Origin of the sequence: Nocardia sp. N2S4-5 (assembly GCF_044628355.1) — a bacterium.
Classification (GTDB): Bacteria; Actinomycetota; Actinomycetes; order Mycobacteriales; family Mycobacteriaceae; genus Nocardia; species Nocardia wallacei_B.
Window position 1 is genome coordinate 372,503 of the sequence record NZ_JBIUPM010000001.1, and the last position, 14,491, is coordinate 386,993.

A 14,491-nucleotide genomic window follows, 5' to 3' on the forward strand; every position below is an offset into this window, starting at 1 on the left:
GCCGCCGGTGCGCGTCAGGCCGTGGGCACTGCCGGACCGGCCGGAGTGATCGGCAGCCGTAGCGCCCCGGGCGCCCAGTCGGGAACGGTCGGCTGCACCGGGGCCACCGGCCGGATTCGGCGGTACGGCGAACCCAGCCGGGGGCGCGGATCGGCCGCACCCTTGTTGGGCCAGAACGCCATCGCGCGCTCGGCCTGCGCGGTGATGGTCAGCGACGGGTTCACGCCCAGGTTCGCCGTCACCGCCGAGCCGTCGGCGACATGCAGTCCGGGATGGCCGAAGACGCGCTGGTACGGGTCGACCACGCCGGTCTCGGGGGTCTCGCCGATCACGCAGCCGCCGATGTAGTGGGCGGTCGCCGGTATGTTGAACACGTCCATCACCAGCCCCTGCACATCGCCGTTCACCTTCTCGCCGAAGCGGCGGCCCACCTCGTGCGCCAGCGGGATCCAGGTCGGATTCGGTTGTCCCATACCCTGTTTCGTCTTCAGCTGCCCCCAGCGCCGGAACGAGGTGAGCGAGTTGTCCAGCGACTGCATCACCAGCAGGATCACCGACTTCTCCGACGCCCGCCGGGCATTGAGGCTGCGCAGGAACACCGCCGGCTGGGTCACCATCGCCAGCAGGAACCGCAGGAACCGGAACGCGCCGCCGTCGACGATCGGCGCCGACAGCGGGAACAGGGCGTTCTGGCCCTTGCCGTAGTGGCACACCTCGACGTGGGTGTCGGGTTCGGGATGGATGGAGGAGGTGATGGCGATGCCCTCCGCGAAGTCCGTCCGCTCCCGGCTCACCACGTTCAGGATGGCCTCGGAATTACTGCGGGTCAGCTCGCCCAGCCGCGGTGACAGATTCGGCAGCACCTTCTCGTCGCGCATCTTGTGCAGCAGCTTCTGGGTGCCCAGCGCCGCGGCCGCGAACACCACCTGTTCGGCGGTGAAGGTCTTGCGCTGCTTGCGAACCCAGCGATCCGAGCGCTTGGTTTCGATGGCGTAGCCGCCGCCGAGCATGGGCCGCACCTTGGTGGCGGTGGTGAGCTCGAACACCTTCGCCCCGGCCTGCTCGGCGAGGTAGAGGTAGTTGGTGGGTGTGGTGTTCTTGGCGTTGTGCGGGCAGCCGGTGAAGCAGCGCGCGCAGTGGATGCAGCCGCTGCGGCGCGGGCCGACGCCGCCGAAGTACGGGTCGTCGACCTCGGTGCCCGGGTCGGGCTCGTTGAAGAACACGCCGACGTTGGTGGCGTGGAAGGTGTCGAGCACGCCCATGTCGTCGGCGATCGAGCGAATCACCTCGTCGGCGGGCGTCATCCGCGGATTGGGCGCCACCCCGAGCATCCGCTGGGCCTGGTCGTAGTACGGCGCCAGCTCGGATTTCCAGTCGGTGATGTGGGCCCACTGCCGGTCGCGGTAGAACGCGGGGAGCGGCTCGTAGAGGGTGTTGCCGTAGATCAGCGATCCGCCGCCCACCCCGGAGGCGGAGAACACGGCGCACTTGCCGAGCAGGCTGATCCGCTGCGGCCCGGTCAGACCCAGCCGCGGCGCCCAGATCGACTTGCGCACATTCCAATTCGTCTTGGGAATGGCCTCGGCCGGCCAGCGGCGGCCGGATTCGAGCACCGCCACCCGGTAGCCCTTCTCGGTCAGCCGCAGCGCGCTCACGCTCCCGCCGAATCCGGAGCCGATCACCACCACGTCGTAGTCGAAGTCGGGCATGTCTTCCTCTCAATCCACCACACCGCAATGAAACGATTGCCGACTCATTCTTTCACCTGTCGGAGATGCCCCGGAACATATCCTGCCCGCCCGGCGGCCCTGGCGTGCCCGTATGGCGCTGTTGTGCCGTTTCGGGTAAGCAACAGCTGTGACGAGCGAACCCCCGGACCCCCAGGCCGACGCCCGCGCGGACCGGATTCTCACCGTGCCGAACGTGCTGAGCGTGCTGCGGCTGATCGGCGTCCCGGTGCTGCTGTGGCTGCTGCTGGTCGAACATGCCGACGGCTGGGCGTTCGTGCTGCTGGTGGTCAGCGGCTTCACCGATTTCCTGGACGGCAAGCTCGCGCGGCTGCTGGACCAGTACTCGCGGCTGGGCGCGTTGCTGGACCCGTTCGTGGACCGGCTGTATCTGGTCGCCACCGTGCTGGGGCTGCTGGTGCGCGGAATCCTGCCGTGGCCGTTCGTCGTGCTGCTGATCGGTCGGGATCTGGTGCTGGCCGCGGTGCTGCCGATCTACCGCCGCCGCGGGCTGCCTCCGCCCGAGGTGATCTATCTCGGCAAGGCCGCCACGTTCGCGCTGATGTCGGCGCTGCCGTGGCTGCTGGCCGGACAGATGGATTGGGCGGCCGCAGGTTTCAGCCGGGCCTTCGGGTGGGCACTGTTGATCTGGGGTACGGCGGTCTACCTCTGGACCGGGGTGCTGTACCTCGGCAAGGCACTGGCGGTGTCCCGGTCGATACCGGCGGTGCGGCGGGGAACGCACGAGCCGATACAGTGATCACGACGCCGGAGAGAGGACGCCCGTGAAAGGACTGCACCTGTGACCGACCTTCCCGAGGATTTGCGGTACACCGAGGAGCACGAATGGGTGCTGCGGGTCGGCCCTACCCGGGTGCGGGTGGGCATCACCGACTACGCCCAATCACAGCTCGGTGACGTCGTCTTCGTGCAGCTGCCCGCGGTCGACAGCGAGGTTGCGGCGGGCGACGGGATCGCGGAGGTGGAGTCGACCAAGAGCGTGTCCGACATCTACGCCCCGCTGGGCGCGAAAGTCGTTGCGGTGAACGAAGATCTGGACTCCACGCCGGAGACGCTCAACAGCGATCCGTACGGGGACGGCTGGATGTTCGAACTCGAGGTCGGTGACGCCGCGAAGCTGGACGCGACGCTCGCCGAACTGCTCGATGCCGCAGGTTATCAAGGAGTTATCGGGGGCTGAAGCGGCCTTCACAGTTCTACCTGCACGGGATCGCCCTGGCAGGGTACGGTCAATGCCAACAGAAGTGCCGGCGGCCGGTGCCGGAATCTCCAAGGGCGCGACAGCCGGTCGCGTTGGGTGACGGCAGGGACGGCATCGCGATGCCGGTACGGATAATCGGTTCGAGGAGGAGAGCAAGGGTGAGCGAGAACAAAGACCCGGGTTACGGGGAGAGCGCGGCCGAGACCACATCGGTGTTCCGCGCTGACTTCCTCAACGAGGTCGACGCGTCGCGCTCCGGTGAGCAAACCGGCGACCAGCCGGTGCAAGGGGTCGAGGGCCTGCCTCCGGGCGCCGCCCTTCTGGTAGTCAAGCGTGGACCGAACGCGGGCTCGCGGTTCCTGCTGGATCAGCCCACCACCTCGGCTGGGCGCCACCCCGACAGCGACATCTTTCTCGACGATGTCACCGTCTCCCGCCGCCACGCGGAGTTCCGCCAGGACGACGACACCTTCCAGGTGGTCGACGTGGGCAGCCTGAACGGCACCTACGTCAACCGGGAGCCGGTGGACTCCTCGGAGCTGCAGAACGGCGACGAGGTGCAGATCGGCAAGTTCCGGCTGGTGTTCCTGACCGGACCACGTCCCGCCCAGAACGATTCCGCGGGCGCGCTCTAGCGGGGTCGGTCGCAGACATGACAGGCGCAGCGCAGTGGACCCGCGGAGGGATGTCGATCGGCTCCGTGCTGGACCTGCTGCGTCCGGATTTCCCGGACATCACCATCTCGAAGATCCGCTTCCTCGAATCCGAGGGGCTGGTCAGCCCGGAGCGCACGCCCTCGGGCTATCGCAGGTTCTCCGTCGCCGATGTCGAGCGCCTGAGGTTCGTCCTCACGGCGCAGCGCGACCAGTACCTGCCGTTGAAGGTGATCAAGGAGCAGTTGGAGGCGATCGACAGTGGCGCCGCGACGCTCGGGGTGCGCGAGGCGCGCGCCCGGGCGGCCGACGGCGCCGGTGCGGCGGCGCCGGGGCGTGTGCCCGGCGCCGCACCCACATCCAATCTGACCCCGCCCCGGAGGCTCGGTGTGGTTCCCGGTGAGGTGTCGCCCGAAGAGCTGCGGTTCGACCACGAAATCCGCATGACCCGAACCGATCTGCTTCAGCAGGCCGGTATCGATGAGAAATTCCTCGCCGAACTGATCCGCGCCAATCTGATCACTCCGGGTGCGGCCGGTTTCTTCGACACCGAAGCGGTCACGCTGGCGCGTACCGCCAAGGCGCTCAGCGAATTCGGCTTGGAGGCGCGGCATCTGCGCGCGTTCAAATTGGCGGCCGATCGGGAGGCGGCGATGGTCGCCCAGATCGCCGCGCCGATCGCCAAGGGGCGCGACGCCGACGCGCGCGCCCGCGCGGAGGAGACGGTACGAGAGCTGGCGGCGCTGTCGCTGACGCTGCACACCAGCCTCGTGAAGACTGCGGTGCGCGCCGCACTCGGTAGCTGAATTCTTCGCCTAGACTCGGTGATACGGCCGACCCCATCGTGCCCGTGGGGAGGGTCGGCGAGCATGGGAGGCAGTGCGATGAGTGAAATGCGTGTGATCGGCATCCGTGTCGAGCAGCCCCAGAACCAGCCCGTGCTGCTGCTCCGCGAGGTGGACGGTGACCGGTATCTACCGATCTGGATCGGGCAGGCGGAGGCGACGGCGATCGTCTTGGAGCAGGAGGGCGTCACGCCCATCCGCCCGCTGACCCACGACTTGATCAAGATCCTCATCCACGATCTCGGGCACACCCTCAAGGAGGTCCGGATCGTGGATCTGCAGGAGGGGACGTTCTACGCCGATCTGGTCTTCGAGAACGACCTGCGCATCTCGGCCCGGCCGTCGGATTCGGTCGCGATCGCGTTGCGCGTGGGTTGCCCGATCTATGCCGAGGAGCCGGTGCTGGAGGAGGCCGGGCTGGTGATGCCCGACGAGCGCGAGGACGAGGTGGAGAAGTTCAAGGAGTTCCTCGAGTCGGTCTCGCCGGACGATTTCAAGGCCACCGACAGCTGAACACCGAAAGGTGCATATCGCCCCGGTCATCGATGTGATTTAACCCTCAGGTAGAGGTCGAGAAACACGCCGCACGCGAAGCTTGGTCCGGTGCCGCTGCTGCCGGGACAATCGAGAGAGTAGCCTCGACAGTTAGGCCGTTGTTCGCACCGGCGGAAGCAGTGAGGGAGTAGTCAGTGGGAGACGAACCACAGCAGACTGGATCTGATGCGCGGCCCACCGCGGCGGTGCAGCCAGGACTGTTCCCCGACGACTCGGTGCCCGACGATCTGGTGGGTTACCGGGTTCCGAGCGCATGCCAGGTGGCGGGTATCACCTACCGCCAGCTCGATTATTGGGCCCGCACCGGCCTGGTCGTGCCGTCGATTCGCAGCGCCACCGGCTCCGGGAGTCAGCGGCTCTACTCCTTCAAGGACATCCTGGTCCTCAAGATCGTCAAGCGCCTGCTGGACGCCGGTATCTCGTTGCAGAACATCCGCATCGCCGTCGACCACCTGCGCAGCCGCGGGGTCGAGGATCTGGCGGGCATCACCCTGTTCTCCGACGGCACCAGCGTCTACGAGTGCACCTCGCCGGAAGAGGTCGTCGATTTACTGCAGGGCGGGCAGGGCGTGTTCGGTATCGCGGTCAGCGGAGCCATGCGCGAGCTGACGGGCGCGATCGCCAACTTCCCGGCCGAGCGTGCCGAGGTCAGCACCGCCAGCGACCGTCCGGAGGACGAGCTGGCCTACCGCCGCAAGGCGCGGATGAACCGCAAGACGGGGTAGTGGTCCAGGTCGTGTGTCCGGGTCGGTAACACACCGGACATCCGGTACCGCATAAACTGGCGAGTGCGTCGCCGCCGTGCGGGAGAGTCCCGGGTCCGTCCCGGGCGCCGAAGGAGCAGCACCTCCCCGTCAATCTCTCAGGCATCAGGGACCGCACGGACCATCGACGCCTCTGGAAAGAGGTGGCTGCACACAATGCAGGCCACCCGCCCATGGGGAAAGGGCGTCCGCGCGTCGTGCCCGCACGCCGCCGGACCCTGAATCTCTCAGGCGCCACGACAGAGGGGGAGGGCCCGAAGTCGTCGACGACGCCGTCGACCTCCGCCCGACCCCTGGGAAGCCTGCCGTGACTCGTTCCTTCGCCGACCGTCATATCGGCCCCGACGCCGACGCTATTACACGGATCCTCGAGACCATCGGCATCGAATCTCTGGACGGCTTGGCGGATCTCGCCGTCCCTGCGAGCATTCTCGACGCCCCGGCCGGCAACGGACTGTGCGTGCTGCCCGCGGCCGCGTCCGAGCACGAGGTGCTCGACGAACTCGCGGCGCTCGCGCACTCGAACACCGTGGCCGCGTCCATGATCGGCCTGGGCTACTACGACACGCTGACCCCGCCGGTGCTGGTGCGGAATCTGCTGGAGAACCCGGCCTGGTACACCGCCTACACGCCGTACCAGCCGGAGATCAGCCAGGGCCGGCTGGAGGCGCTGCTGAACTTCCAGACCATGGTGGCGGACCTGACCGGCATGGAGGTGGCCAACGCCTCCATGCTGGACGAGGCGACGGCGGCCGCGGAGGCGATGACGCTGCTGCGGCGTGCCAATCGGACCAGCAAGTCGGCCCGGCTGCTGATCGACACCGATCTCTTCCCGCAGACCCGCACGGTGCTGCAGACCCGCGCCGAGCCGCTCGGCATCGAGATCGTCGAGGCGGAGCTGGCCGGGGGCGCGCTGCCCGAGGGGGACTTCTTCGGCGTTCTGGTGCAGGTGCCCGGCGCCTCCGGCCGCATCACCGACTGGACCGATCTGATCGCCGCGGCGCACGACCGCGGCGCGCTGGTGGCCGCGGGCGCCGATCTGCTGGCCATGACATTGATCACGCCGCCGGGCGAACAGGGCGCCGACGTATGTTTCGGCACCACACAGCGTTTCGGTGTGCCACTCGGATTCGGCGGCCCGCACGCCGGTTATCTCGCCGTGCGTTCGGTGCATGCCCGGCAGCTGCCGGGGCGGTTGGTCGGGGTGTCCAAGGACGCCGACGGCCACCTCGCCTATCGGCTGGCGTTGCAGACTCGCGAACAGCACATCCGCCGCGAGAAGGCGACCTCCAACATCTGCACCGCACAGGTGCTGTTGGCGATCGTGGCGGCGATGTACGCCAGTTATCACGGCGCCGACGGGCTGCGCGCGATCGCGCGACGCGTGCACCGGCACGCCGAGCAACTGGCGGCCGGGCTCGGCGAAGCCGTTGTGCACGAACGGTTCTTCGACACCGTGCTGGTGCACGTGCCCGGCGGGGCGGAGGCCGTGGTGGCCAAGGCCAAGGGGCGCGGGGTGAACCTGCGCCTGGTCGACGGCGATCATGTTGCGGTGGCGTGCGACGAGGCGACCACTGAGGCGCACGTCGCGATCGTGCTCGACTCCTTCGGCAGCGGTCCCGTGGAGCCGGATGCGCCGGGCCTGCCCTCGATCGAGACGCGTACCTCGCGGTATCTGACCCATCCGGCGTTCACCCGGTACCACACCGAGACCGCCATGCTGCGCTATCTGCGGCAGTTGTCCGACAAGGATATCGCGTTGGACCGCAGCATGATTCCGCTCGGTTCGTGCACTATGAAGCTCAACGCCACCGCGGAGATGGAACCCATCACCTGGCCGGGATTCTCCCGCCTGCACCCCTACGCCCCGGTGGAGGACGTGCCGGGCCTGCTGCGGGTGATCGAGGACCTGGAGTCCTGGCTCGCGGCCCTCACCGGCTACGACCGGGTCAGCCTGCAGCCCAACGCCGGCAGCCAGGGGGAGTACGCCGGACTTCTCGCCATCCGCCGCTATCACCTGGATCGTGGTGACACACACCGGGATACGTGCCTGATCCCCTCCAGCGCGCACGGCACCAACGCCGCCTCGGCGGCCATGGCCGGGCTGCGGGTCGAGGTGGTGAAGTGCCGCGAGAACGGCGATGTCGACCTCGACGACCTGCGCGCCAAGATCGCCGACCACGCCGACCGGCTGGCCTGCATCATGATCACCTACCCGTCCACCCACGGCGTGTACGAGCACGAGGTGGCCGAGCTGTGCGCGCTGGTGCACGACGCCGGGGGACAGGTGTACGTCGACGGCGCGAACCTGAATGCCCTGGTGGGACTTGCCCGTCCGGGCCGGTTCGGTGGCGACGTGTCGCATCTGAATCTGCACAAGACGTTCTGCATCCCGCACGGCGGCGGCGGCCCCGGCGTGGGGCCGGTGGCGGTGCGCGAGCATCTGGCGCAGTATCTGCCCGGCGATCCGCTGGAGCCGGGCTCGCACGCGGTCTCGGCGGCGCGCTACGGTTCGGCCTCGATCCTGCCGATCACCTGGGCCTACATCCGCATGATGGGCGCCGACGGGCTGCGGCAGGCCACCCTCACCGCCATCGCCTCCGCCAATTACATTGCGCGGCGGCTGGATTCGTACTACCCGGTGCTGTACACCGGCGCGGACGGCACCGTGGCGCACGAGTGCATTCTCGACCTGCGGGAGATCACCAAGCGCACCGGCGTCACCGTGGACGATGTGGCGAAGCGCTTGGCGGACTACGGTTTCCACGCCCCGACGATGAGCTTCCCGGTCGCGGGCACGCTCATGGTGGAGCCCACCGAAAGCGAAAACCTCGAGGAGCTGGACGCTTTCATCGACGCCATGGTCGCCATCAAGGGCGAGATCGATCAGGTCGCCGCGGGCGACTGGCCGGTCGAGGACAGCCCGCTGCGCGGCGCCCCGCACACCACCGCCTCCCTCGTCGGCGAATGGCCCCATCCGTACTCCCGTGAAACCGCCGTCTTCCCGCAGGGCCTGACACACCCCGGCCCAAGATCTGGCCCGCCGTCCGCCGCATCGATGGCGCCTACGGCGACCGCAACCTGGTCTGCTCCTGCCCGCCCCTGGACGCTTACACGGACTGAACGGACTACAGCAGCGTCGGATAGAGGTCTGCCCATTCGGGATTGGCGGCCTCTATCAGGCGGATCTTCCAGGATCGTTTCCACCGTTTGACGCGTTTCTCCCGGAGGATGGCGTTCTCCATGGTCGGGTATGTCTCGTACCAGACCAAGGTGTGCACACGGTAGCGCTTGGTGAAACCCTCAACGACGTCGTTTCTGTGGTGCCAGACTCGGCCTACGAGATTGCTTGTCACGCCTACATAGAGCGTTCCCGCCCGTTGACTGGCCAGGATGTAGACGCATGGTTGAACCGCCACGGGTTGAAGACCGCTTCCTTCCTTGAGGAAGATGGTCATCATGTCCAAGCGTTACCCACCCGAGGTTCGCGAGAAAGCGTTGAGGTTGGCCCTGGACCACCTCGACGAGTACCCATCCGCTTATGCCGCAGCACAAGCGATCGGCCCGATGGTCGACGTGCATCCCGAAAGCCTGCGTCAGTGGATCCTGAAAGCCCAAGCCAGTCCTGGTAAGCCTGTTGCCGCGGCGAAGACCGCCGAACAACTCGAAGCTCGAACAGCTGCGCCGAGAGAACCGAGAACTGAAGCAGGCCAACGAGATCCTGAAGTTGGCGTCGGCTTTTTTCGCGCGGGAGCTGTGCGCCACGAGGCGCTGGGATAGTCGAGAGGTGGTGAGAGACCGTCTCCCTTGGGTCGTCGCAGCGGCCTGAGTGAAGCCTGGGGGCAGCCTGGTCCGGAGGAACGACCGGGTCGGGTGGCAAGCGGCCCCGACGAGGGCGGGTCGTGCCGGAACTGCCAGACGGTGCGGGCCCGCTGGGCGAGGTCAGAAGGTGCAGCGTGAGCGAACCAGTGGTCGAAGCTCCGTAACAGCGAAGCCGGCTCCAACCTGGTGGATGTGGGCCGGTGTGCAGCGATCGAAACTCTCTAGCTCCAAGGGTTTCGGCTCCGTAGCCGCGTATCTCGAGCGGTGAGGTGGCCATGGTGAAGGTCTGCGGCGTAGCCGTGGCGATGCTGCCGGAGTAGAGCTGGGTGCCTCCCTGACCGATCGATTACCTGGTGAACGTGGGAACCACCTTGCAGGACCGTGGATTTCGCTTCGGGCAGCCAGTTCGGACGTGATCGGGAGACCTGTTCCGGTCGAGGTCTGTAGTGGTGGGGCGGAGGCCCCGTAGTAGTCGCGGGAGTGACGACCCGCCGTGGAGGCCGCGAGAGGCGGCCGCAGGGCGAAGGGGGCCAGCGAGACAAGCAGTTTCATGGACTGGAAGATCAGGAGGAACGTGTGTCGCCGGTGAATACCGACGATCCGGAGGCGGTGCTGTTCGAGGCGAGCCGACGGGTACTGAAGATTCAGACGAAACTGCACCGTTGGGCCCGCGACGATCCTCGTCGCCGGTTCGATGATCTGTTCAACCTCGTGTGTGATCCTGCGTTCTTGTTGGTGGCGTGGGATCGGGTGAGCGGGAACAAGGGTGCCCGAACTGCTGGGGTGGATGGGCGAACAGCCTGGTCCATCAAGGTGTTCGACGGGGTCGAGGACTTCCTCGGCCAGCTGCGCTCGCAAGTGAAGGAGCGCAGCTTCCGCCCGATGCCGGTGCGCGAACGGATGATCCCGAAAGCCGGTGGCAAGTTGCGCCGGTTGGGGATCCCGACCGTGGCCGACCGGGTGGTCCAGGCATCGTTGAAGTTGGTGCTGGAGCCGATTTTCGAGGCAGATTTCCTGCCGTGTTCATATGGTTTCCGGCCCCACCGCCGGGCCTGGGACGCTGTTGCCGAGGTGCGCTATCTGACGACCCGGCCCCGGAACTATCACTGGGTCGTCGAAGGTGACATCAAGGCGTGTTTCGACGAGATCGACCACACCGCTCTGATGGAGCGGGTGTGTCGACGCATCGGAGACAAACACGTCCTGGCGTTGGTGAAAGCGTTTCTGAAAGCGGGCATCCTCGCCGAGGATGGCCAGCTCGAAGACACCAGTGGTGGTGTCCCGCAAGGCGGAATCCTCTCGCCGCTGCTGGCGAACATCGCGCTGTCGGTGCTGGACGAACATATCGCCCAGGCGCCCGGCGGTCCGGCTGCCAGCAAGGTCGAACGGGCCAGATGCCGTCGTCATGGGCTGCCGAACTATCGGCTGGTCCGCTATGCCGACGACTGGTGCCTGATGGTGTCGGGAACTCGTGCCGACGCCGAAGCCCTGCGTGAAGAGATCGCCGGAATCTTGGCGCCGATGGGTTTGCGCCTGTCGCCGGAGAAGACCCTGATCACCCATATCGATGAGGGATTGGATTTCCTCGGGTGGCGCATCCAGCGTCACCGCAAACGAGGCACCCGCCAGTATCACATCTATACGTATCCGTCGAAGAAGGCCGTGCTGGCCGTGAAGCGGAAACTGAAGACGATCCGGCGGGCGGTCGAACCGAACCAGCCGCTCGATGACCTGCTGCGCCGCGTGAACGCGACGACGCGGGGATGGTGCGGCTATTTCCGGCCCGGTGCTTCATCAGCGACCTTCGCCTATCTGAACCACTATATGTGGCAGACGGTTTGGCGGTGGCTGCGGCGCAAACACCGGAAATCGACCTGGAAACAGTTGCGCCACCGCTATTGCGGTGGCGGCTGGTGGCCAGCCAGCGAGCATCGGGACCTGATCGACCTCGAGAAGATCGGGACATCCCGCTATCTCTATCGCGGGACGAACATCCCCACTCCCTGGCCGGACAAAGGCGAGGAAAACCGCGCTGCCTGAACGGGTTTCGTGGAGAGCCCGGTGCATTGAAAGGTGCACGCCGGGTTCGGGAAGCGGTCCGGGAAAACGGGACAACCGGCAACGGTTGTCACCGCGTCCCGGGCCGACTTTCACCGACCCGCGACACCGTTGATCGTCGGATTCATCGATCAATACCGCCAGGTCCACGGCGTCGAGTCGATCTGTCGCGTGCTCACCGAGCACGGCATCCAGATCGCGCCCCGGACCTACCGAAAGGCCAGATTCCGGCCGCCGTCGGCACGCGATGTCGCTGATGCCCGCCTCGAACACGCTCTGCGCGGCCTGTCCGATAGCCCCGAGCAGATGTATGGGCGGAGGAAGATGACGCGCTATCTGCGGCGATGTGGGCACGCGGCAGCGTTTTGCACCGTCGACCGGCTCATGCGCGATTTGGGCATGAACGGCGTGGTCAGAGGCCGCCGCCACCGCACCACGATCCCGAGCAAGGACGGGATCCGCGCTGGTGACCGACTCAACCGCGACTTCGATGCGCAGGCACCGAATCAGGTATGGGTAGCCGACTTCACCTACGTCTCGACCTGGACAGGGTGGGCCTATGTCGCGTTCGTCTTCGACGCGTTCTCACGGGCGATCGTGGGATGGACCGCGTCGTCGACCAAGACCACCGCATTGGTGTCCAAGGCCCTCAACATGGCGGTCTGGCGACGCGATCACCACGGGCACCCCGTCGAGCCTGGGCTGATCCATCACTCCGACGCCGGCAGTCAATACACCTCGGTCATGTTCACTGAATCCCTTGCGCTGCAGGGACTCTCGGCATCGATTGGCAGCGTCGGCGATGCTTACGACAACGCCCGAGTCGATCATCGGACTGTTCAAGACCGAAGTCGTTCGCCGGCACGGCCCGTTCAAGACCGTTGCCGATGTCGAGTTCGCGTTGATGGAATGGGTCGATTGGTACAACAACGCTCGCCTGCATTCCAGGCTCGACTACCTCACCCCGGCCGAGCACGAGACGGCCTACTACGCTCAAAACCCACCACGCAGACCGGCGCTGGTCAACTCCTGAAGCCGGTCTTCAACCCGTGACGGTTCAGGTTGCCTACCGTCCATGGTGGTGAGACTCCCATGGGGTACCGACATGTTGGTGTGGATCCCGGCCAAAAGCACGCCGGGATGACGGCGAGACTTCCCCGTCATTCCGGCGTGCTTTTGGCCGGAATCCAGCGTCACGGGGTGGTGAGCGCCTTCATGACGGCGGTGCCGAAGGCCAGGTCGTTGGAGCCGGCGAGGCGGGTGTAGGTGCCGCCGGTCTTCTGCGCCAAGGTCTGGAGGGTGGGGGTGCCCTGGCCACCGACCACGATGACGTCGATGCGGACCGGGTGGGCGGGGTCGGTGGCGGCGGTGATGTCGGAGATCAGCTTGTCGCCGGTGATGGTCGAGTCGTCGTTGGGGCCGCCGGTGATCAGCAGGATGCTGTTGGTGCGACCGGCCGCGTGACCGGAGACGGCGCTGCGGTAGGCGGCCTCCAGACTCGGGTAGGTGCGGTCGGTGCGGCTGGTGGTGGCGGTGACGTTGCCGAGCGACTTGGCCAGTTCGACGCGGTGCTGCTGGGTCAGCGGCCCGGTCTCGGAGAGCACCTCGTACGGGTTGCCGTCGCCCTCGTCCCCGGCGTAGGCCCAGACACCGAGACCGAAGTCCGGCGGCATGGTGTCCATCGTCGACTGCAGCGCGCCCAGGGTGTTGGCGAGGCGGGTGAGCGAGCCGTCGGTGGCGCCCATGGCGGCCGAGGTATCCAGCAGCACGGTCGACTGCACGCCGAGCACCGGATTGGCGAGCACGGATTTCACCTGGTCCAGCGTCGACTTGGGCGGGACCGGAGTGGCCGTGGGCAGGGCGGCGTCGAAACCGTTGTCCGCGAACAACTTCTGCTGTTCAGGGGCGCGCAGGTAGTCGGTGAACATGCCGGCGAGCAGGTTCTGCGTCTTGTCCACCCACGGGCCGGTCAGCAGCGCGGCGGGAAAATCGGCCACCGGCGTCTTAGCGCCGTCGGGCCGGAACGCGGTCGCGCCGCCCGAATGCTTCAGTTGCTGCTCGGTAACTGCGGTGGCGTGGATGGTGTCCGCGGCGTCTCCGGGCGCGCCGACGAGGCTGGCGAGCGCGCCGGTGGCGTCGTCGGATCGGGGCGCGTCGGCGGCGAGGACGGAGATCGCCGAGATCACCTGTCCGGACCGGGCGCCCTCGTCGTTGAGCGGGTCCGCGCCCGACACGTTCGACCCGACCGCGAGGGCGGCGGCGAGCGTGGCGTCGCCGCCCGGCATCGCCATGCGCAACCCGCCCCAGCCGTTCAGACCGATCTCCCCGAGCGAACCCTGTTGCAGCCGAGGCAGATCCGACCAGCCGGTCTTGGCCTGTTCCAGCGCCTGCCGCAGCCGGTCGGGCACGGCCAGCACGATGGGGCTGGACGCCACCGAGGCCGGAGCGCCTTCCATCAGCCCGGGCACCCTGATCTGCTCGATCGACCGCGACGAGTCGGGAATCCACAGCGCCGGGCGCGGCCCCAGCTTCGCATCCCACTGCCCGCTGCCGAAGGTCGCGGCCACCGCCGCGGAGGGCTGCACGGCGACGGCCACGGCGGCGCAGTGATCGCGCACGTTGGGCTTGGTCGCGTTGTAGCGGTCGGCCGCGGCCCGTACCGGCGCGGCGATGTCGGGATCGACGGTGACCGCCAGCGTGGTCTGCCCCTCGACGCACTCTCCGGCGGCGCTGCGATCCGAGGAGGCGGAGTGTCCCCGCAGCCAGAACCAGCCACCCACCGCGGCCACCGCCAGTAGCGCCGCCACCACCGACACAACGAGACCCTTACTCACGCCCCGCGATC

12 protein-coding genes, 2 pseudogenes and 1 riboswitch are annotated in these 14,491 nt (G+C 67.2%); of the genes and pseudogenes, 11 read left to right on the plus strand and 3 right to left on the minus strand.

Annotated features, from left to right (window positions below; translation table 11 throughout):
- Positions 1-14 precede the first annotated feature (14 nt).
- The gene (locus ACFMRZ_RS01710) at positions 15-1,709 is read right to left on the minus strand and encodes a GMC family oxidoreductase (protein WP_280276484.1); all 1,695 of its coding nucleotides are present in this window, start codon (positions 1,707-1,709) and stop codon (positions 15-17) included.
- Between the two features lie 148 nt (positions 1,710-1,857).
- Between ACFMRZ_RS01710 and ACFMRZ_RS01715 the strand changes: the two genes are divergently transcribed.
- The 7 genes and pseudogenes from ACFMRZ_RS01715 to gcvP all read left to right on the plus strand — a co-directional run bounded on the left by ACFMRZ_RS01715 (position 1,858) and on the right by gcvP (position 8,889).
- Positions 1,858-2,487 (plus strand): CDP-alcohol phosphatidyltransferase family protein, encoded by a 630-nt coding sequence (locus ACFMRZ_RS01715; RefSeq protein WP_400177595.1) that lies wholly within the window; start codon positions 1,858-1,860, stop codon positions 2,485-2,487.
- A gap of 42 nt (positions 2,488-2,529) precedes the next feature.
- On the plus strand, positions 2,530-2,928 hold the full coding sequence (gene gcvH, locus ACFMRZ_RS01720; RefSeq protein ID WP_280276486.1) for a glycine cleavage system protein GcvH: 399 nt from the start codon (positions 2,530-2,532) through the stop codon (positions 2,926-2,928).
- Positions 2,929-3,107: 179 nt separating this feature from the next.
- Positions 3,108-3,584 carry an FHA domain-containing protein gene (locus ACFMRZ_RS01725; protein ID WP_280276487.1) on the plus strand — a complete coding sequence of 159 codons (477 nt, stop codon included), beginning with the start codon at positions 3,108-3,110 and terminating at the stop codon, positions 3,582-3,584.
- Positions 3,585-3,601: 17 nt separating this feature from the next.
- Entirely contained in the window at positions 3,602-4,408 is an 807-nt protein-coding gene (locus ACFMRZ_RS01730; RefSeq protein ID WP_400177596.1) for a MerR family transcriptional regulator, read from the plus strand.
- Between the two features lie 78 nt (positions 4,409-4,486).
- Complete coding sequence (locus ACFMRZ_RS01735; protein ID WP_280275327.1) at positions 4,487-4,960, plus strand: bifunctional nuclease family protein; 474 nt, start codon at positions 4,487-4,489, stop codon at positions 4,958-4,960.
- 176 nt (positions 4,961-5,136) lie between these two features.
- On the plus strand, positions 5,137-5,727 hold the full coding sequence (locus tag ACFMRZ_RS01740; protein WP_280275328.1) for a MerR family transcriptional regulator: 591 nt from the start codon (positions 5,137-5,139) through the stop codon (positions 5,725-5,727).
- A gap of 69 nt (positions 5,728-5,796) precedes the next feature.
- Positions 5,797-5,891: riboswitch (glycine riboswitch) on the plus strand.
- Between the two features lie 182 nt (positions 5,892-6,073).
- Positions 6,074-8,889: pseudogene (gene gcvP / locus ACFMRZ_RS01745) on the plus strand (aminomethyl-transferring glycine dehydrogenase).
- A 5-nt stretch (positions 8,890-8,894) separates the two neighbouring features.
- On the opposite strand, the gene ACFMRZ_RS01750 reads toward gcvP, so the two are convergent.
- Complete coding sequence (locus ACFMRZ_RS01750; RefSeq protein WP_400177597.1) at positions 8,895-9,227, minus strand: GIY-YIG nuclease family protein; 333 nt, start codon at positions 9,225-9,227, stop codon at positions 8,895-8,897.
- Between ACFMRZ_RS01750 and ACFMRZ_RS01755 the strand changes: the two genes are divergently transcribed.
- The 4 genes and pseudogenes from ACFMRZ_RS01755 to ACFMRZ_RS01770 all read left to right on the plus strand — a co-directional run bounded on the left by ACFMRZ_RS01755 (position 9,226) and on the right by ACFMRZ_RS01770 (position 12,679).
- The gene (locus ACFMRZ_RS01755) at positions 9,226-9,546 is read left to right on the plus strand and encodes a hypothetical protein (protein ID WP_400177598.1); all 321 of its coding nucleotides are present in this window, start codon (positions 9,226-9,228) and stop codon (positions 9,544-9,546) included. The two genes, ACFMRZ_RS01750 and ACFMRZ_RS01755, sit on opposite strands and share 2 nt — an antisense overlap.
- A 627-nt stretch (positions 9,547-10,173) precedes the next feature.
- On the plus strand, positions 10,174-11,628 hold the full coding sequence (gene ltrA / locus ACFMRZ_RS01760; protein ID WP_400177599.1) for a group II intron reverse transcriptase/maturase: 1,455 nt from the start codon (positions 10,174-10,176) through the stop codon (positions 11,626-11,628).
- Positions 11,629-11,661: 33 nt separating this feature from the next.
- Positions 11,662-12,456, plus strand: a pseudogene (locus tag ACFMRZ_RS01765) (IS3 family transposase); the annotation flags it as partial.
- On the plus strand, positions 12,449-12,679 hold the full coding sequence (locus ACFMRZ_RS01770; protein WP_400182749.1) for an IS3 family transposase: 231 nt from the start codon (positions 12,449-12,451) through the stop codon (positions 12,677-12,679). The pseudogene ACFMRZ_RS01765 and the gene ACFMRZ_RS01770, both read left to right, overlap by 8 nt.
- A 160-nt stretch (positions 12,680-12,839) precedes the next feature.
- Here ACFMRZ_RS01770 and ACFMRZ_RS01775 read toward each other — a convergent pair whose 3' ends face one another.
- On the minus strand, positions 12,840-14,480 hold the full coding sequence (locus ACFMRZ_RS01775; RefSeq protein WP_400177600.1) for a substrate-binding domain-containing protein: 1,641 nt from the start codon (positions 14,478-14,480) through the stop codon (positions 12,840-12,842).
- Positions 14,481-14,491: the final 11 nt, after the last annotated feature.

Bases quoted from the DNA above. Each gene is read 5' to 3' on its own strand.
- ACFMRZ_RS01710 (WP_280276484.1), bottom strand. From the start codon at position 1,709: ATGCCCGACTTCGACTACGACGTGGTGGTGATCGGCTCCGGATTCGGC.
- ACFMRZ_RS01730 (WP_400177596.1), top strand. From the start codon at position 3,602: ATGACAGGCGCAGCGCAGTGGACCCGCGGAGGGATGTCGATCGGCTCC.
- ACFMRZ_RS01735 (WP_280275327.1), top strand. From the start codon at position 4,487: ATGAGTGAAATGCGTGTGATCGGCATCCGTGTCGAGCAGCCCCAGAAC.
- ACFMRZ_RS01755 (WP_400177598.1), top strand. From the start codon at position 9,226: ATGTCCAAGCGTTACCCACCCGAGGTTCGCGAGAAAGCGTTGAGGTTG.
- ACFMRZ_RS01750 (WP_400177597.1), bottom strand. From the start codon at position 9,227: ATGATGACCATCTTCCTCAAGGAAGGAAGCGGTCTTCAACCCGTGGCG.
- ACFMRZ_RS01770 (WP_400182749.1), top strand. From the start codon at position 12,449: ATGCTTACGACAACGCCCGAGTCGATCATCGGACTGTTCAAGACCGAA.